The sequence below is a fragment of the Afipia broomeae ATCC 49717 genome (assembly GCF_000314675.2).
Lineage (GTDB): Bacteria > Pseudomonadota > Alphaproteobacteria > Rhizobiales > Xanthobacteraceae > Afipia > Afipia broomeae.
The window spans coordinates 1,892,311-1,909,750 of the sequence record NZ_KB375282.1 but is presented as its reverse complement, the minus strand read 5'-3'; the positions used below and the strand labels follow the sequence as shown (position 1 = coordinate 1,909,750).

Genomic DNA, 17,440 nt, shown 5'->3' with positions numbered 1-17,440 from the left:
CTACGCCCTCACCCGGATCGCTTCGCGATCCGACCTCTCCCCACGGGAGAGGTGAAGCAAGAGCATGCATCCGCTGCGCCGGGACGACCGGAGAAGTTTCGCCGGTGACCTGAGAATTATGGTCGGCCTTCTCGCTCATTTTGCCTTCGTTACCTCGACCGTTCCCGTACCCGTACGGCCGTAGCGCGAGGGATTGTACATGTCCTCGACATAGGCCTGCGGCAGCACGTACTTGCCGGGCGATACCGCGCGCACGATGTAGGCGACCGTGAACACGGCTTCGTCCTTGGCTTCGCGCTCGATGGCCGCGCTGAAGCGGTCATCGCGGAACTCCGTGTTCTCCGGCTCCTCGCCGTCCTCGATCCAGTCGAGCGTTCCCGAGTCGCCGGACGACACCAGCTTCGGATTGTCGATCTCCAGCCCCGCCGGGAGATAATCGACCACCATGATGCGGCCGAACTCCGGCTTGGCTTCGGTGACCTTCAGCACGACGGCGAAGCGGTCGTTCTGCTTCGCTTTGCTCACGTCAGCGGGTTTGCCGTCGAGCGTGAAGAAGTTGCGCTCGATCTTGAAGCCGTTCGACGCCGCAGGCTCCGGCGTGACCGGTGCGCCGGTGACCGAGACCACCGCCTGCACCGGCGTGTCGCCGGTGTTGGTGATGGTGATCGGCTTCGCCGCGACGTCCGCGCTGCGGTAGTTGCGGTAAACCGCGTTTTTCGCTGTCTCGCCGTTGACCGTTACCGCAAGACCATTCGCCTCCTTCGCCAGCGCCCGCGAGGCCAGAACCAGCCACGCGTTTTCCTGCGTCGAGGTGTAGGGCGTCAGGCCACGCGCGGCCTCGACGCGCTCGACCGCGAGGCTGATCGTCGCCTTCGGTGCATTGCCTTCGCTGGACAGCGAGACCAGCGCCGCCGCGTCGCGCAGCGACGAGCCGTAGTCCATGCGGCCGAATTCAAGCGCAGGCTTCGGCGCGAGGCTGTTCACCGCCGCCGCATAGACGCGCTCAGCGCGGCCACGATCACCGACCAGCGCCAGCGCCGCCGCCAACTGTGCCTTGGCAATGGGCGTGGCGATGTTGTTCAGCTTGGTGTCGGCGAGATAGCGCAGGTCGCCGATCGGCGCGGTGCCGTTCTTCGCCAGCACGTAGAGGCCATAGGCGAGATCGCGGCCGCCGTCCTTCTCCGGCTCCTCGGCATTGACCACCGAGTTGCGGATGCGGTCCAGCGCCGTCTTGAACAGCACGTCCGGTACGGCAAAGCCCTTCTCGCGCGCCCGTGTCAGGAAGTCGGTGACATAGGCGTCGAGCCAGGCATCGTCGCCGCCCGCCGACCAGAGGCCGAACGAACCGTTGGAGCCTTGCCGCGCGAGCAATCGATCAATCGCATCCTTGATGCGCTGATCGACGCCGGTATCCAGCGCAAGATGGTTCTCCGCCGCCAGATCGTTGACATAAAGCAGCGGCATCGCGCGGCTGGTGATCTGCTCGGAGCATCCGAACGGATAACGGTCCAGCGCTTTCAGGATCGTGGCGGCATCGAGCGCGGTAGACAGGCCGACCGACAGTTGCACCCCGCCGGTGCCCTGCACGAGATCGGAGAACATGTCGTTCGTCAGCGTCAGGCTCTCGCCCTTCGCCAGCGTGCGGACCGAGCGGCGCGCGAGGATCTGCGTCGCCGGTTTGACGTTGAGGTCGTAGTGCCGCGCGAGCGTCAGCCCGTTCGGCCCCTTGATGTCGACATCGAGCGCGGCGGCCCCTGCTCCGCCTGTCGCATCGATGGCGAGCGCAACGGTGCTGCGCTGCTTGGCAGCCAGCCGCATCGTGGTCGCCGGGTTGCCGGTGAGCTTCAGCGGGCCGGACGGCTTGACGCTGATGACATAGTCGCCTGCAGCACCTTCGACATTATCGAGATCGAGGTTCATGGTGCCGCGATCGCCGCTGAGCAGGAAGCGCGGCAGCGTTGCCGTCAGCACCACAGGATCGCGCACCGTGACATCGGTGTTGGCGCGGCCGACCTTGGTCGCGGTCCAGGCCACGGCCATGACGCGGGCGGTGCCGGCAAACTCCGGAATGTCGAAGGAGATGTTTGCCGTACCATCGGCGCCGACTGTGACGATGCCGGAATAAAGCGCGAGCGGCTTCTGTGTCGGAGGGCTGCCCTGCAACTCGGCAGCAGCGCCGTCACCGCCGGTGCGGATCTGCCCGCGGGTGCCCTGCATGCCGTCGATCAGTTGCCCGTAGAGGTCGCGGATTTCGGACGTCATGCGGCGCTGGCCGAGATAATAGTCATCCGGCGCAGGCGGCTTGTAGTTGGTCAGGTTGAGAATACCGACATCGACGGCGGCGACCACGATCTTGGCGTCCTCGCCACGGCTCAGACCTTCGATCTTCACCGGCAGCTTGAGCGCCGTGCCCGGACGCACCAGCGCCGGCGGCGTGAGCGAGACCTTGAGCGTGCGCTCGGCCTTGTCGATGCCGAACCACTTCAGGCCGATGGCGCGGCCCGGCATGCGCTGGGCAGCGGCATCCAGCGGACGGCGCAGCGTGGCGACTACATAGGCACCCGTGCCCCAGTCCTTGCCGACTACAACGTTGACCTTGTTCTGGCCTTCCTTGATGTCAGCGGACTGGGTGGTCAGCAGGCGGTCGCCCAGCACATTGATGGTGAGCTTGCCTGCCGTGCGCGCGTTCACGGACACAACCATCGTGTCGCCGGACTTATATTCCGGCTTGTCGATGGACGTTTCCAGCAGATCCGGCGTATCGGCGCTGCCGTCGGAATACCAGCCGACGTCGAACTGGACCGAGGTGATCGGGCCATCGTTGTCGCCGGTCTTCACGTCGAGGCGATAGCGCCCGGGCTGGGGCGCGACCTGGATACGCGCCGGCTTGTCCGCCGTCAGGGCGATGGCGCCGTCCGCCACGCGCTTGGTGGATTTCACCGGCTCGTAATCCCAGGACGAACCCTGCCGGTACCATTGATAACGGGATTCAAGCTTGAGCAGTTCGTAGCGCAGGTCGCTGCGCGCAAGCGCCTTGCCATCGGGGGCGGCGAAGACAACATCGAAGTTGGCAGGATCGCCTTCGGCGACATTCTTGTCCGAGAACAGCGGCTTCACGCCGATCATCGCGTCACTGGGCGCGACCGGAATCGTCAGCTTGCGCTCGACCGCGCGGCCGCCGGTCTCCACCATGCGGACGAAAATCTGCGCTTCCTGCGGACGCGTCGAGGACGGAGGTTTCGGCAGACTGACCTTGAAGGTCGCCTTGCCGTTGGCATCGGCCTCCGGCAGGTTTTCCAACGGCGTGCGCTCGTTGCTTGCCGTTTCCTCGTCGGCGACGCCGAACTTGTAGCCGGCATAGCCCGGACGGTCCGTCGCGGTCGTCACCAGCATGTCGCCCTCAAGCGCTAGACCCGAGGCGGGTGCGCCGTAGAGGAAGCGGCCATCGACCTCAAGTTCTGCTGGAAGTTCAGCCGTGATCTGCTTCGCCTTGGAAGTTAAGGTGAATTCGATCCGGTCAGCGACATAATCCTCGACCATGAAGGTGGTTTCGCCCACCGACGGCGCCTTCGGATCGGTGAAGGCGCGGACCCGCCAGGTGCCGGTCGGCACCGCCGAATTGAGCGGCAGCGTCAGGCTTCGCCCGCCAGCTCCCTGATCGGGCACAACCGTGCGGCGGAATTCCACACCGTCGGGCCGCTCGACCACCAGCGTCATCGGCGTGCCGGTGACGCCGTTGCCCTTGCCGTCGCGCAGCAGCGCGGTGACGTAGACGGTCTCGCCGGAGCGATAGACACCGCGTTCGGTGTAGACGAACGCATCCGGCCCAGCAGGCACTGTGCGGCCCGAGACGCCGCGATCGGTCAGATCGAACGCATTCGATTTCAGACTGAGGAAGGCGTAATCGCCCTTGTCGCCGGAGACCGACAACAAGGCCGGAGAAAGCCCGCCCTCGCCGCGCGCCAGCCCCGCTTCGAACAGCACGTGACCCGCGCTGTCGGTCTTGCGTGTCGCGAGCACTTCGTTGCTGCGCGACACCAGACGAACCTCGGCATTCGCCGTCGGCTCGGTTGAGGCGAGCGAGTTGACGAACACATGGACGCCGTCATTGCCTGAGTACGCGGTCAGGCCCAGATCCGAGACGATGAACCACTGCGTCGCCAGCGAACTTGAATCGTCGTCGCCGCCGGAGCCCGGTCCCTTGGCGGCGGCCGTCATCACGTAGACGCCCGGCTGCATCTCGCCGACCGCCTGATCGACCGGGAATGCGGTGACCACGTCGGCGTTGAGTGTGGCGGCAGTCGCTACCTCGCCGGTCCAGACCTTGACGCCCTTCTCGTTGCCGAGGTCGGACAGTTCATAGCTCGACAGGCTGCGCTGGAAGTCGCTGCCCAGCACCGAGTTGATCAGGTTGCGGTCGCCGATACGGAAAATGTTCACCGACACCGAGGGTGTGTTGACACTGACCAGAGGAATGCCCTTCTGGCCGGTACGCGGCAGCACGTAGGCGCGGCCGGTGAAGCGTACGAACGGCTTGCGGTCGCGCACATAGATGTTGAACTCCGCCGATTTCGGCAGGGTCTCTTTCACCGTCGACGGCAGGCCGGCACGCAGGTTGATGGTGTAGCGCTCGCCGTGCTTGAGGCCCTCGACGCAGAGCTGCTTCTCCTCCGAGGTCAGCGCCGGGCTGTCAGTCCCCGCGAGCGCGACGAACGGATTGAAGTCGGCCCGCTTGGCGAGGTCTTCCGAGAACTGGAAGCAGGCGCGGGGCGAGGCCGAGTCCGAATCCACGCTGTAATCCAGCAGCCGGAAGCCCTTTTCATCGCGCAGTTTTTCATACTGGCCGCGAACGTCGGCGACTTCCTTCTGGTCGAGCGACAGGCGCAGCGCATCGAGCGCCGGACGCCAGAGCTTGCGCTCCGCCAGCGCGCTGCCGAGCACCGCCAGCGCATCGGCTTCCTCGGCTGCATTCGCGGCACGCTGATAGGCGATGTAGGCCGCCGTTGACGCACGCTCGTGGAAGAAGGTCCGCTCGCGGTTATCCGACGGGCGGATCTGGAACACGGTCTTCGCCAGCCTCAGCCAGTTGCCGCTGTCCTCCGGGGCCACGGCGGCCGTCTGTCCCAGCAGAACCAGCGCGCCGCGCAGATCACTGCGCTTGAAGGCGGCATCGGTATCCGACTTCAGCGTCGCGACGGTCTTGTTGATGATCCCGGCCTCGGTCTTGATCTGGGCCTCGAGCCGGATCGCCGAGTCCGCCAGGTCATCCCGCTTGAACGCCTTGTCGGCAGCATGGGCTGAAACCAGACCAAGCGCGAGCGTGGCGCAAACCGACATGGCGCGAACCAGACCAATCATGATGAAAACTCCTTGCGGGCGACGCTGAGCGAGGTCGCTTGAAATATAGACAATGCGCGAATCGTGACAGACTCATGGTCTTACCGATATCGGGTCGAAAGATTCCGCGCGACCGCCGCACATGTGCGGCACAAGGCAGCGCTCCCAGCCATTGACCCGGCTAAAACACGACTGTAGGTCGGGAGACCCCAAAGGCAATGCAGGCCCTCGGGTATGCCCCACCGGTTTGTCGGCTGAGCCCTCGGACAGGTTCAGAAATTTCACGGCCGGGTGGCGGTTTTTTCACGATCGCGGTGGTATGAAGGCCCCAACGGTCCCATAGCTCAACTGGATAGAGTAACGGATTTCTACTCCGTGGGTTGCAGGTTCGAATCCTGCTGGGATCGCCAACTCGTGCCAGATCCATCCGGAGAATGTCGAGCTCAGCTCAGCGCCGCCGCCCGATTGCAATGCCGAGCACGAAGGCCGCGAGCAGCGACCCGAGCGGGGCTTCGCGCGCAATATTGCTCAGGATGCTGAGTGGCATGCCGGGCTTCTTGGCGCTCTCCACAAGATCACTGAGAGATTTTACTGCGGCCGACAGCTTGCCGATGCCGAAGCGATCCTCGTCTTCGACGGGGTCCAGCCCTTCGTAGATGAATGGCTGCGGGGGAATTTGGTCTGTCATGGCCGGGCTCCTGGATGCGCCATTGTTTAAGAGATCAATGGGGAATCCGTTCCCGGCGATCGCGGGAAGTGCCGTGCAGGCGCAGACTGTTGAACCAGCGGTTGTGGTCTGCCGGAAGCATCCAAGACTAAAGGATGACGGGGATTGGGACCGAAACGCCCTATGTAATGCTGCAACGCATCATAAGGAATTTGCCCGATGACGGACGCCGCGAAAATCCCGCCAAGTGCAAAGCCGCAGCCTCCCCGGCCACAACCCGTACCCGCTTCGCGCGAGGATGGCCTGGAAAGTCCGCGAAGCGTTCATTGCTAAAAACCCGCCGGGATGAACCGGCGGGCCTTTATGCATTCAGGCAGTCGTCGTTCAGACCGCGTCTTTTGCGGCCTTGACCGGGCGGGCCCGGACGATCTTGCGTGCCGGCTTGGCCTTGAAGGTCATCGGCTCGCCGGTGAAGGGGTTGGTGCCCTTGCGCGCCTTGGTGGCCGGCTTCTTGATCACAACGAACTTCGCGAAACCGGGCAGCAGGAACACGCCCGACTTCTTCAGTTCCTTGTAGCCAATGCTGGCGAGGGTCTCGAGGACGCCCTTGACGTCCTTCTTTGCGATTTCGTTCTCCGTAGCGATCTTCTCGATCAGCTGCGACTTCGTCAGTTGCGTTGCCATGTTGGCTCCCAGTGATTCGTGCCTGCAGACTTTACGTGGTTTGCGGTCTGCAAAACTGGAATTAGCGCGATACCAAGCCAAAAATGCACTGAATTCGCATGAAGTCCCCAGTTTTTCAGCTCCGGGGGCTGTGATTCAGGGCTTTAGCGTATGCACAGATCGGAAAATCAGCGCCAACCCCGGCGCCTTGCCGCCAACTTTCCAGTCGGTTAAATGGCGCCTCGCTCGGCGGCGGCGACCACGATTTCTCCCACCGCATAACAATAAAGAAGAAGGACCGGCGGCCATCCTGGCCGCACAGTTCGCGCGAATGCGATGAATCCGGCGATATCGACATATCTGGATGCGCTGCGCGTTATCGCTGCGGGCACCGTGCTGTTCGGCCACGCGCTGGGCTGGCGCACCCTGCCCCATGACGCGGTGATCCTGTTCTTCGTGCTGTCGGGCTATCTGATCTCATACACAGCCGCCGAGCGAGACCTGACCGGCAGCCAATACGCGATCAACAGAATTGCGCGAATAGCCACAGTCGCCATTCCGGCCATTATTCTCGGCATCCTCGTGGACATCTATGTGCGTCCGCTCTGGCCGCGCGGCTGGCCGGACTTCGCGCCTCTCGACCAGATGGCGAAGACAATCGCTATCTGCGTGACGATGACAAGTTACGTCTGGGATAACAGCTATCCGTGTTTTTCAAATGCCCCTTATTGGTCGCTCACCTATGAGGTCTGGTACTACGCGCTGTTTGGCGTTGTCTTCTATCCGAAATCCCGCAGGACAAAACTTCTGGCCGGTGGCATCGCGCTCATACTCATGGGTCCCAAAATCGCGGCACTGTTGCCATGCTGGCTGGCAGGTGTCGCGACATTCCACATTCAAAGATCGTGGCGGCCGTCACGATCTTTCGGTCTTCTGCTCGCCGGCACGACGCTGGCAATCTTCCTCCTGATGCAGATCTTTCCGCTCTACGAATTCACCGCCTTGCAGATCGTTGGACCATTGAGCATCGCAACCGGCTATCCATTCTATTCGTCGAACGCCTTTCCTCTTGATTGGCTGACAGCCGGGCTTTTCGCTGCGAACATGCTGGGCATGATCGGAATGCTAGGCGCGACTTCGCATTTGCCAGGAACATCCCTCGCGAGAATTTTTGCCGGAGCAACGTTCAGCATCTACCTCTTCAGTGCGCCGCTGACCAAGCTTGTCTCGGCGCTGTTGCCCGCCTGGGCCTATCAACTGCCCGGCCGGCACGGTCTTCCACTCGCAGTCTCGCTTGTTGTTCTGGGACTGGCGATGACGCTCTCGCTCATCACGGAAAAACAAAAGGACAGGACGCGCGCATTTCTGAACTGGCTTGTGAGCCGATCTCGCGATCGGCTGGCCGCGCGGCGAACAACCGCAGCATCTCAGCGCGCCCTGATGTAAAACACGCAACTCCGAGCTGCGATCGCGCGGCTGGATTTGCTTTCCTCGCTCATTATCATGCAACCACGATTGGCGTGCCATTGGCGCCGTTCACCCACCGCAGGAATGCCGAATGCTGAGCTTTTCACGCTCGAACGACCAGCAGGTTCTTGATCGCTTCCAGCGCGCGCTGGATACCATCGAACAAAACGTCGTCATGGAAGGTCCGTTCGAGCGACTGGATCCCTACATCGTCGAGCACGATCAATTCGGCCATCAGTTCCGGTTGATCATATTTCATCGTGAATCGAAGGCCTGGTACGACAGCAACACGCCGGAATGGTCGTTCAAGCAAATTCGCGATCACAACTGGCTCAGGCGTGGAGATACGGTCTTTGATCTGGGCTGCAATATCGGATGCAACTCGGTCTGGTACGCAAAGGAAGTCGGACAGGAAGGACGCATCCACTCATTCGATCCCTTCCCGTGGAACACCGCCGCGACGGCCGCGAACGCCGAGTTGAACGGCCTCGGAAACATTCAGGTTCATATGGTTGGCATTGCCGACCGGGAGAGCACACTATCGATCGCGTCCACCGACGCTCGCATCCTTCATGGCGCCGACGGAAACAAGTTCGAGGTACCCATAAGACCGATAACCTCTTTCTCTGGATTGAATCCGTCCTTCATGAAGATTGACATCGAAGGGGCCGAACACGAGGTTTCGCTGACTGACTTCAAGCCATTCAAATCCTTACGGTCGATCTATCTTGAACTTCACGAACCTTTCATTCGTGAACGCGGAATTGATCCGAGGGCCTGTCTTGAAAACTTCATGCGGCAGGGGTTTGAAATCCGGCTGAATGAACCGGATGGAGAAATTTATGATCCGAAGCAGAGGGATCAAAACATCGCGCATCTGTATTTATCGCGAACCGGCGCGGAACAGCCGGTCGCGCCGAGGCGAGAGCTTGTTGTGAAAAACAAGGCATCGAAAAAGGTCGCTCTTCTATCCACATGGAACGAGCGCTGCGGGATAGCGCACTACAGCAGCTTCCTGAAGCTGGCTCTCGAGCCTTATCTCGACATCGCGGTCGTCCCTCTTCCGCGTGAAACGCTGCGGGATGAAAAGGATCGAAAGAAAGGTGACGAATACATCGCCACTATTGCGCCTGCCCTTCGCGATTTCGACGTCGTCTGCGTGCAGCTTGAACCGAGTCTTTTCGGCCTGACGCCCGCTGAAATCCGGCGCCGGCTTCAAACCGTACTGAAAAATTCAAAAGAGCTGATCGTTACGTTTCACTCGATCCCCCCACACGAGTATCGGGGGCTTTTCAAGGAGACGGCGCGAAATCTTTCGGTGCGCGCGCTCGTAAGGCTTGCCCGTCACGCGCTTTCCGTCTTCACGTGGCGGGGCATGCTTGACGATATCGCCGGGCACACCCGAAAACACAAGGTGAGCGCAATCGCGCACAGCAAGGCGGACGCGCAAATTCTCAAGCGAATTCTTCCGGGCGTCGAGGTCCGGGATAACCCGCTGTCATACATGTCCGAGAGCTACATCGAGGCCATGGATGAAAAGGTTCACACCTCAAACCTGCCGTCCGTCCTTCCAAATCTCCCCTCGAACGTCCGCTTCGTCGGCGTGTTCGGCTTCATCGGTCCGCAGAAAGGTTTCGATACCGCGATCCTTGCTTTGAAGCATCTGCCGGAAAACTACCATCTCTTGATGTTTTCCGGCGTTCACGAGGCAACTCTCCGGGTCGGCGACGGCGTCCAGCCGTATCTCGCCCAACTGATCAGACTGGTCGAGAAGCACAAGCTGACGAAACGGGTCCATTTCATCGGCACTGTCAGCGACGACGATCTTCTCCTCGCCATGAAGATATGCGACGCGGCCGTCATGCCTTATCTGAACACGGGCCAGTCCGCGTCCGGTCCGGCCAATCAGGCCGTGGAGTTGAGCAGGGTCTGTTATTTCACGCGATCGCTGCAGTTTCTTGAAATGGAAAAGTATCTTCCGAACACGTTTCAATACTTCGACATCGGGAATTACATCGAACTCGCGCAAAAGATATTGCTGGGACCGAAAGGCAGGGACCGCATGGTTGGGCGTCTGCGTATTGTGGATTTTCCCAGGCTCGATCGAAAGCACGACATCAACGACACCGTTCAAAACTATCTCGCTGCAGCCGGTGTGAAAGCCGACCATCGGGGTGAGATTGTTCAGCTCCCCGCCTCCGTTAAATCAGCGCGCAATGCCTGATATTTGCTCGGACATCCGGCATTGACCGGTTGATGCGATTGCATCTCTCAGCCGCGCCTAATCAGGCGCAAGCTGCGTCTCCTGTCGTCTCAAATCTCGTATTAATCTCGCTCCATCACCACCTGGAGGTGCGTGACATGAGCAAACCCGCAAAGACCTCGGCAGATCTCCTTGCCCTCCTCAACGAAGAAATGAACCACTACGCCGATTGTCCCGAGGGCATCAGCGTCTCTGTGATCCCGGCTGGTGCTTCCTGGCAGTTTCGGACAACCGCTGACGACGCCACTCAGTCCTCCGTGGGTTACGGCGAGTGCGTCGCACGCATCGTCCAGATTGGCGACCATCTCGGCAAGCAGTTCGATTTGAAGAACTGATCGGCAGCCTGCCGCGTCGGCGTCGTTGAGGAAGACGTCAGCCATGATGCCGCACGCGCTTGTGCGGGGCCGGCCAGCCGCCATTGGCAAGGATCGCAGTGAAGCTTGAGAGCGGCCATGTTTCTCTGCCCGACCGGAACGTAACAGCCGGCTGTCGGTTAAGACTGGAAGGTAGCGGAGGGTCACCCTCATGGCTGTCGTTAGCGGCGACTATGTCGACTTCGTTGTGCGTTACGAGGGAAATACCGAGAGGTGCCGGATAACTGAGGCTGCCCTCCTGGACCGCGAGCGTGTGATCGACGAGCACCTCAACCACGGGCAACTCATTGCAATTTTTGTGAAGCACCGGGCCGAGATCGAATATCTCGCTATCGCGAAGATGCAGCGTGAAGAGCATTCCGACCACGGCTTTGTTCTCACCACCGAGGACCTGAATCCCTGAACACCGTCGCGATTCCAGGCGTCGAGTGGCGGTCGTCACCACTCCAGCGGGAGGGTCATCGCTGTTCGTAACCCGCCACAGAGAGCAAAAAAGCCCGGCACGAGGCCGGGCTTAAGTTTGGAAACTGGAGAAAGGATGGAGATTAAGTGTCTTCCGTCGTCTTTGTACCTTGTAGAACAGTTCTCGGCCAAGATCAGTTCTTGGCGACCACCGGGGCACCAAATTTGTAACTGATGCGAGCTCGGACGTCGTTGGTGCGATAGTCGGCGCTGCCGAATGCGATTCCATGCCCGGCCGGGAACGCTCCTGCCGGAACGATGACATCTGCACGGCCGAGATCGGTGTAGCGATATTCGACGCCCAGGATCCAGTTCGGCGTCATCATGTATTCGACGCCTGCACCGACGGTCCAGCCGACCCGGGTGTCCGAACTGGTACGCGTGTCCGCGCCGACGCCATTACGCACGATACTCAGGGCGGTGTCAGTCTGGCCAAACGCGATGCCGCCGACCGCGTAAAGCAGCCACGCATTCGAGGTCCAACCCAAGCGTCCACGGATCGCGCCTTGCGTCCGCAAACGGGCGCCGCCATCGATGTGGTCCGTTGGAGTTGCGGTCTGGATAATCAGCGCCCCCGTATCGTGGTCGGCATAGCTGATGTCGCCTTCAATGCCGAGCAGCCAATTTGGCGAGAACTGCCAGTTGTAGCCGATCTGGCCGCCGCCGATGACGCTCGTGTGGCGAAGGCCGCGCGATCCAACGAGAGCCAGGGGCGGATAGCTGGCGTCGTAGCCAGAATCCAGCCACTGCCCGCCGACGTTGCCGCCGATGTAGAAACCGGTCCAGTTGTAGACCGGCACCGGGGGAACCTTGACGTAGGGCTTGGCAGCGATGTCAGCGGCAGAGGCGTTACTCGCCGAAAGGGCTGTGGCAGCCGCGGCCGCAATCAGGAAATTACGCATCCCAAAACTCCGAAATAACTGTGTGGTTCAAAATGCTGGCGAACCGCGCCGTGCCAAATACCATCATGACTGGCGGCAAGAGTCTGTCACCCGAGGGCCACAGCAACGGTCTTTCCGCACCCTGATACCTCTTTGGACAACCTTGCTGTCCTATCGAACTGGCGCGTCAAATTCCAACCATCCGCAAAAAATCTGGTACAAGCCGCCCAGCGACACATGCCAACAGAAAGACATCGACCGTATGGGTTTCAAGGAACCAAGCTTCGCGGACCGGGCCGCGGCCGCGCAGAACGCCAGAAAGAACATCCTCGAGAAATTCAAGGCCAAGCCGGGGCCCAATGATCCTGAGGTCCAGAAGAAGGCCGCCGAACGGCAGGCACAGGCTGCCGCGCGCGCGGAAGCGCAGAAGCTGCGCGAGGCTGCCCGCGTTGAAAAGCTGGCCCGCGACGCCGAACTCGCCGCGCAAGCCGCTGCCGAGGCATTGCGCCTCCAGGCGGAAAAGGAAGCTGCCGAGGCAGAGCTCAAGGCGAAGCAAAAGGCTGCGCGCGATGCGCGCTACGCCGCACGCAAGGCAAAGAAGTAAGACGCACGAAATCTGGAACACGACAGGCCCGCCGGGGATGGCGAGCCTGCCGAAAAGCAAAAAGACGGGATGAAGATTTACTTCTTCATCTCGTCTTTTTTCATGCCGTCCTTGGCCATGCCGTCCTTCTTCATGCCATCCTTCGACATGTCATCTTTCTTCATGCCGTCCTTCGACATCGCATCTTCCTTCTTCATGCCATCCTTGGACATCTTGTCCTGAGCGAAGGCGGCGGGCGCGAACGCCAGGCCGAGCGAAAGAATTGCAGCGGTGGCGCCGAGGGTGAAACGTGTGGTGCGTGCCATTGAAGTTCGTCCTCTCATTCCGTTTCTGGTGCGACAAAGGTCGCTTCAGGGTCTTCGGTGAGAAGCCGGCTTCGTTACCCCCGCGCGGAAGATAATTTTCAGACCGGTGGTTTTCCCGGAACTTTCCAACCGTCACGACGGCACGCGCCGAAAGTATAGACTCCTTCGCAACGTAGTGCGGTGCAGCAACGGTAGCATTGCGCGGATGACTGGGTCAGAATGACGCACGACCTCTAATCAGCGCAAAGCGCTGACCGAAAAGCAAAAAGACGCCAGGGAGAGACTCCATGCTTACGCGACGCCACCTTCTCGCGACCACGCTTGCCGCACCCGCCATTCTCCGCTTCGGCCCTGCGCAGGCCGCAACCACCCTCAAGATCTCGCATCAGTTTCCCGGAGGCACCATCGACAAAGGCGACTTCCGCGACCGGCTGACCCGTGTCTTCGCCGCCGAGATATCCAAACGCAGCGGCGGCGAAATCGTCGCCGAGGTTTATCCCGGCTCGTCGCTCATCAAGACCAACGCCCAGTTCTCGGCGATGCGCAAAGGCGCGCTCGACATGAGCCTCTACCCGCTGCCCTATGCCGGCGGCGAACTGCCTGAGACCAACATCGGTCTGATGCCCGGTCTGGTGTCGAGTTACGATCAGGGCCTCGGGTGGAAAAACAAACCGGTGGGCAAGGCGCTGACCGACTTCCTCGCCGACAAGGGCATCATGCTCATCACCTGGGTGTGGCAGGCCGGCGGCGTCGCCAGCCGGACGCGGCCGCTCGTTGAACCCGAAGATGCCAAGGGCCTGAAGGTGCGCGGCGGATCGCGCGAGATGGACATGGTGCTTCAGACCGCCGGCGCGGCTGTGCTGTCGGTACCGTCGAACGAAATCTATGCGGCGATGCAGACCGGTGCATGCGACGCCGGCATCACGTCATCGACCAGCCTGATCTCGTTCCGGCTTGAGGAAGTCGCCAAGCATCTGACATCGGGCGCGGGCCAGTCGTACTGGTTCATGCTCGAACCGTTGATGATGTCGAAGGCGATCTTCGACAAACTGCCGAAGAACCAGCAGGACATCATCCTGACCGTCGGCGCGGAAATGGAAGCCTTCGGCCGCAAGGGCGCGCAGGACGACGATGTCGAAGTGGCGAAGGTCTATGAGAAAGCCGGAGCCAAGGTCGCCACAATGGACGCTGCGATCGTCGGCAAATGGCGCGACATCGCCCGCGATACCGCGTGGAAGGACTATTCGGGCAAGACCGCGACCTCTGCCAGCCTGATGAAGCTCGCGGCCGACGCATGATGCACGGTTCGGTGGAAGACCAGCGGGAGCTGGTCGCCCCGGCTTCGAGCAATCCGCTCATTGCCGGGGTCGAACGCGCTCTTGCTGTCTGCAATCGCGTCATCGTCGTGCTGGCGTCCGCTGCGCTCATTCTGGCGTGCCTGATCCTGAGCTACAGCGTCCTGACGCGCAGCATCTTCCACAGCGCGACCTACTGGCAGGATGAAGCCGCGGTCTTTCTGCTGGTCGGCGCGACGTTCATGACCGCCGCTTTCGTGCAAAGCCAGCGTGGCCATATCGGCATCGAAGCCTTTGTCGGCATCCTGTCGCCGACCGCGAACCGGATACGCCTCACCCTGGTCGATGTCGCCAGCCTCGCGTTCTGCGCCTTCTTCTCGTGGAAATCATGGACGCTGGCTCATGAAGCGTGGGTGGACGGTCAGGTCTCCAACTCGATGTGGAGCCCGCCGCTCGCTATCCCGTACGTCCTGATGGCGGCAGGCATGACGCTGTTGTGCGTCCAGATCCTGCTCCAGATCATTACCTCTCTCGGCAAGGCTCCGCGTTCATGACCGTTCTTGGAATTGGCATCAGCTACGGCATCGCCACCCTCGCCGCGATGTTCTCCGGCATGCCGATCGCATTCGCGCTCGGCGCCGTGGCGGTCGTGTTCATGGCGATCTACATGCCGTCCGCGTCCCTCGATACGGTGACGCAGAACGTCTACGAGGAGATGGCGTCGATCACCCTGCTCTCGATTCCACTGTTCATCCTCAAGGGCGCAGCGATCGGCAAGTCGCGCGCGGGACAGGACCTCTACTCCGCGCTGCATGCGTGGCTGCACAAGGTGCCCGGCGGTCTCGGCGTCGCCAATGTCTTTGCATGCGCGCTGTTCGCCGCGATGGCGGGATCGTCACCCGCAACGTGCTCGGCGATCGGTTCGGCCGGCATTCCGGAGATGCAAAAGCGCGGCTATTCCGGCGGCTTCGCCGCCGGGATCATCGCAGCAGGCGGCACGCTCGGTATTCTGCTGCCGCCATCGATCACCATGATCCTGTTCGCAGTCGCTGCGGAAAAGTCGCTCGGACGTCTGTTCCTCGCCGGCATCGGACCGGGATTGCTGCTGGTCTCGCTGTTCGGCTTCTACGCGGTGTACCGCTTCCGCAAGGAATATGCCGCCGCCAAGGTGGCGTATGAAGCGACCGGCGCGACATCGCCGATTCTTGCCCATGACGATTTCACCATGGCGGAACGCTTCAATGCGCTGCCGCGCGTCTTGCCGTTCATCATCCTCCTGACCGGCGTGATGATCGCGCTCTATGGCGGCTACGCCACCCCGTCTGAGACCGCAGGTCTCGGCGGGCTGCTGGCGCTGCTGCTGATCGCCCTGATCTACAGCGTCTGGAAACCGGCGGACCTCTCGCCGATCCTGACCTCGACGATTCGCGAGTCCACCATGCTGATGATGATTATCGGCATGTCGCTGCTCTACTCGTATGTCATGAGCTATCTGACGATTTCGCAATCGGCGGCCAACGCCATTGTGGCGATGCAACTGCCGAAGTGGGAATTGCTCGCAGCCATCCTCGGCATGGTGATCGTGCTCGGCTTCTTCCTGCCGCCGGTGTCGATCATCCTGATGACCGCGCCGATCATTCTGCCGCCGCTGCGCGCCGCCGGATTCGACATCATCTGGTTCGGCGTGGTCATGACCATCGTCATGGAGATGGGGCTGATTCATCCCCCGGTGGGGCTGAACATCTTCGTCATCCGCAACGTCGCGCCGGACATTCCGCTGAGCGAAGTGATCTGGGGCACGCTGCCGTTCGTGCTGCTGATGTTCTTCGCCGTGTTGTTGCTGTGCGTCTTCCCCGGCATCTCGACCTGGCTGCCGGATCTGGTGATGGGGCCGGAATCGGTCCGCTAGGCGCGCGCGCGGCTGCTTGCTGTCGCGCGCTTTGAAGGCTGAGAGATCTTCCGGTTCACGGCACCCGCCATCGCTCGGGCAGACTTGGCTTTGGCTGGTCCGGCTTTGGCCGGCTTGGCTTTGACGGCCTTGACCGGAGTGGCCGGCTTTTTCGCAAACCGCGCCAGAACCGCGCGGACGTCGGCCTGCATCTGCGCGATGGCATCTGCATCGCCAGCCAGATGCTTGAGCAGGCATTGCTGGAACAGTCCGTCGAAAACGGCGTAAAGCACCGCCGGCGTCATCTGCTGCGGCTCACCGGTCAGTTCTGAAAACCGGCTCATGATCCGCCAGATCATGTTCTCGAGGCTCTTGTCGATTTCCAGAACATCGGCCCGGAATTCTTCCTCGAACAGCGACTGCGAGCGCAAATCGTACCAGAGCCGGTGCATCTGCGCGTCATTGCGGACGGTCTCGCTCAGCGCGGCTAGAAATCCCTCGAGCAGCTCGTCGTAGGTTGCCGCGCCCGCGACAACCTCGTCATAACGCGTGACGCATACCGCCTTGTAATGGCGGACGCAGCACATCATCAGGTCGACCTTGTCCTTGAAGTAATAGTGCAGCACGCCATGCGAGAAGATCGAGTTCTGCGCGATCTCGCGCAAACTGGTCTTTGCATATCCCAGTTCGGACAGCGTCTGCAGTGCAGCCTGCGCCAGTTCCGCGCGTCGTTCGGCAAACTTGTCGACGCGCTGCCCGTTGATGCGGTCAGCTTTTTCGATCGTGGCCGGAGCCATTGTTTCTCAGCCTTTCAAATCCCCGCCTCAGGGATAACACCGGATCGCATGAGATCAAGGTCTGTTGTTCATCCGTCAAAAATCTTCGCGAGCCCGGAACTGCGGACAGCGCAGCACAAGAAAGATGCACTGGACACCTGACCAGCATTTTCTTGACGACTGTATAAATTTTCTTGACAACTGTCAAAGACGAGCCTCTGATCGCATTGTTCCCCACCAAGAGGGACGCGAGGAAACATCAGGGAGGATAAAATGCGGCTTGCAGGAATCTGCAAACGGTCCGTCGGTCCTGTCGCCAGCCCGGCCTTGGGCGCCCTCCCGCTCCCGAAAACATTGCCAGATCTCACCGCGACAACGCGGAACGCCTGACCACGACGGCAGCAACCGCTGCCGTCACGACAGCGCCTTTCTCACTTCAGAACGACTGAACGGCAGCG

14 protein-coding genes and 1 tRNA gene are annotated in these 17,440 nt (G+C 61.2%); 9 read left to right on the top strand and 6 right to left on the bottom strand.

Annotated features, from left to right (window positions below):
• Positions 1 to 135 precede the first annotated feature (135 nt).
• Positions 136 to 5,358: an alpha-2-macroglobulin family protein gene (locus HMPREF9695_RS08835; protein ID WP_006020499.1), complete on the bottom strand. Its 5,223-nt coding sequence runs from the start codon at positions 5,356 to 5,358 to the stop codon at positions 136 to 138.
• Positions 5,359 to 5,670: 312 nt separating this feature from the next.
• Here HMPREF9695_RS08835 and HMPREF9695_RS08830 point away from each other — a divergent pair.
• Positions 5,671 to 5,747 (top strand) — tRNA-Arg (locus HMPREF9695_RS08830).
• A 38-nt stretch (positions 5,748 to 5,785) separates the two neighbouring features.
• Here the strand turns inward: HMPREF9695_RS08830 and HMPREF9695_RS08825 are convergent.
• Both HMPREF9695_RS08825 and HMPREF9695_RS08820 read right to left on the bottom strand, forming a co-directional pair.
• On the bottom strand, positions 5,786 to 6,025 hold the full coding sequence (locus HMPREF9695_RS08825) for a hypothetical protein (protein ID WP_006020498.1): 240 nt from the start codon (positions 6,023 to 6,025) through the stop codon (positions 5,786 to 5,788).
• Positions 6,026 to 6,388: 363 nt separating this feature from the next.
• Positions 6,389 to 6,688: an HU family DNA-binding protein gene (locus tag HMPREF9695_RS08820; RefSeq protein WP_006020497.1), complete on the bottom strand. Its 300-nt coding sequence runs from the start codon at positions 6,686 to 6,688 to the stop codon at positions 6,389 to 6,391.
• Positions 6,689 to 7,003: 315 nt separating this feature from the next.
• On the opposite strand from HMPREF9695_RS08820, the gene HMPREF9695_RS08815 reads away from it, so the two are divergent.
• The 4 genes from HMPREF9695_RS08815 (at position 7,004) to HMPREF9695_RS08800 (ending at position 11,174) form a co-directional block, all read left to right on the top strand.
• Positions 7,004 to 8,113, top strand: a complete 1,110-nt coding sequence (locus tag HMPREF9695_RS08815) for an acyltransferase family protein (protein ID WP_006020495.1) — start codon at positions 7,004 to 7,006, stop codon at positions 8,111 to 8,113.
• Between the two features lie 112 nt (positions 8,114 to 8,225).
• The gene (locus HMPREF9695_RS08810) at positions 8,226 to 10,358 is read left to right on the top strand and encodes an FkbM family methyltransferase (protein WP_006020494.1); all 2,133 of its coding nucleotides are present in this window, start codon (positions 8,226 to 8,228) and stop codon (positions 10,356 to 10,358) included.
• 137 nt (positions 10,359 to 10,495) lie between these two features.
• Positions 10,496 to 10,732 carry a hypothetical protein gene (locus tag HMPREF9695_RS08805; protein WP_006020493.1) on the top strand — a complete coding sequence of 79 codons (237 nt, stop codon included), beginning with the start codon at positions 10,496 to 10,498 and terminating at the stop codon, positions 10,730 to 10,732.
• Positions 10,733 to 10,922: 190 nt separating this feature from the next.
• Entirely contained in the window at positions 10,923 to 11,174 is a 252-nt protein-coding gene (locus HMPREF9695_RS08800; RefSeq protein ID WP_006020492.1) for a DUF1488 family protein, read from the top strand.
• A 193-nt stretch (positions 11,175 to 11,367) separates the two neighbouring features.
• On the opposite strand, the gene HMPREF9695_RS08795 is transcribed toward HMPREF9695_RS08800, so the two are convergent.
• Positions 11,368 to 12,135, bottom strand: a complete 768-nt coding sequence (locus HMPREF9695_RS08795; protein ID WP_006020490.1) for an outer membrane protein — start codon at positions 12,133 to 12,135, stop codon at positions 11,368 to 11,370.
• Between the two features lie 241 nt (positions 12,136 to 12,376).
• Here HMPREF9695_RS08795 and HMPREF9695_RS08790 point away from each other — a divergent pair, with 241 nt between their 5' ends.
• Entirely contained in the window at positions 12,377 to 12,718 is a 342-nt protein-coding gene (locus HMPREF9695_RS08790) for a DUF6481 family protein (protein WP_024919214.1), read from the top strand.
• A gap of 77 nt (positions 12,719 to 12,795) precedes the next feature.
• Here the strand turns inward: HMPREF9695_RS08790 and HMPREF9695_RS08785 are convergent, their stop codons facing one another.
• Positions 12,796 to 13,023, bottom strand: coding sequence for a pentapeptide MXKDX repeat protein (locus tag HMPREF9695_RS08785; RefSeq protein ID WP_006020488.1), 228 nt, complete (start codon positions 13,021 to 13,023; stop codon positions 12,796 to 12,798).
• A gap of 287 nt (positions 13,024 to 13,310) precedes the next feature.
• On the opposite strand from HMPREF9695_RS08785, the gene dctP reads away from it, so the two are divergent.
• Genes dctP through HMPREF9695_RS08770 form a run of 3 tightly spaced genes read left to right on the top strand, consistent with a single transcriptional unit; the run spans position 13,311 to position 16,227 of the window.
• A complete protein-coding gene (gene dctP / locus HMPREF9695_RS08780) occupies positions 13,311 to 14,321 on the top strand; it encodes a TRAP transporter substrate-binding protein DctP (RefSeq protein ID WP_006020487.1) in 1,011 nt (336 codons plus the stop codon).
• Complete coding sequence (locus HMPREF9695_RS08775) at positions 14,318 to 14,872, top strand: TRAP transporter small permease (RefSeq protein WP_006020486.1); 555 nt, start codon at positions 14,318 to 14,320, stop codon at positions 14,870 to 14,872. The genes dctP and HMPREF9695_RS08775 overlap by 4 nt, the downstream gene beginning before the upstream one ends.
• A complete protein-coding gene (locus HMPREF9695_RS08770) occupies positions 14,869 to 16,227 on the top strand; it encodes a TRAP transporter large permease (protein ID WP_006020484.1) in 1,359 nt (452 codons plus the stop codon). Before HMPREF9695_RS08775 ends, HMPREF9695_RS08770 begins: the two co-directional genes overlap by 4 nt.
• Here HMPREF9695_RS08770 and HMPREF9695_RS08765 read toward each other — a convergent pair.
• Positions 16,224 to 17,003 (bottom strand): TetR/AcrR family transcriptional regulator, encoded by a 780-nt coding sequence (locus HMPREF9695_RS08765; RefSeq protein ID WP_006020483.1) that lies wholly within the window; start codon positions 17,001 to 17,003, stop codon positions 16,224 to 16,226. The two genes, HMPREF9695_RS08770 and HMPREF9695_RS08765, sit on opposite strands and share 4 nt — an antisense overlap.
• Positions 17,004 to 17,440 lie beyond the last annotated feature (437 nt).

What these genes read in the sequence shown, in the direction of transcription:
- HMPREF9695_RS08835 (WP_006020499.1), bottom strand. Translation starts at nt 5,358, where the DNA reads ATGATTGGTCTGGTTCGCGCCATGTCGGTTTGCGCCACGCTCGCGCTT.
- HMPREF9695_RS08825 (WP_006020498.1), bottom strand. Translation starts at nt 6,025, where the DNA reads ATGACAGACCAAATTCCCCCGCAGCCATTCATCTACGAAGGGCTGGAC.
- HMPREF9695_RS08820 (WP_006020497.1), bottom strand. Translation starts at nt 6,688, where the DNA reads ATGGCAACGCAACTGACGAAGTCGCAGCTGATCGAGAAGATCGCTACG.
- HMPREF9695_RS08815 (WP_006020495.1), top strand. Translation starts at nt 7,004, where the DNA reads ATGAATCCGGCGATATCGACATATCTGGATGCGCTGCGCGTTATCGCT.
- HMPREF9695_RS08810 (WP_006020494.1), top strand. Translation starts at nt 8,226, where the DNA reads ATGCTGAGCTTTTCACGCTCGAACGACCAGCAGGTTCTTGATCGCTTC.
- HMPREF9695_RS08805 (WP_006020493.1), top strand. Translation starts at nt 10,496, where the DNA reads ATGAGCAAACCCGCAAAGACCTCGGCAGATCTCCTTGCCCTCCTCAAC.
- HMPREF9695_RS08800 (WP_006020492.1), top strand. Translation starts at nt 10,923, where the DNA reads ATGGCTGTCGTTAGCGGCGACTATGTCGACTTCGTTGTGCGTTACGAG.
- HMPREF9695_RS08795 (WP_006020490.1), bottom strand. Translation starts at nt 12,135, where the DNA reads ATGCGTAATTTCCTGATTGCGGCCGCGGCTGCCACAGCCCTTTCGGCG.
- HMPREF9695_RS08790 (WP_024919214.1), top strand. Translation starts at nt 12,377, where the DNA reads ATGGGTTTCAAGGAACCAAGCTTCGCGGACCGGGCCGCGGCCGCGCAG.
- HMPREF9695_RS08785 (WP_006020488.1), bottom strand. Translation starts at nt 13,023, where the DNA reads ATGGCACGCACCACACGTTTCACCCTCGGCGCCACCGCTGCAATTCTT.
- dctP (WP_006020487.1), top strand. Translation starts at nt 13,311, where the DNA reads ATGCTTACGCGACGCCACCTTCTCGCGACCACGCTTGCCGCACCCGCC.
- HMPREF9695_RS08775 (WP_006020486.1), top strand. Translation starts at nt 14,318, where the DNA reads ATGATGCACGGTTCGGTGGAAGACCAGCGGGAGCTGGTCGCCCCGGCT.
- HMPREF9695_RS08770 (WP_006020484.1), top strand. Translation starts at nt 14,869, where the DNA reads ATGACCGTTCTTGGAATTGGCATCAGCTACGGCATCGCCACCCTCGCC.
- HMPREF9695_RS08765 (WP_006020483.1), bottom strand. Translation starts at nt 17,003, where the DNA reads ATGGCTCCGGCCACGATCGAAAAAGCTGACCGCATCAACGGGCAGCGC.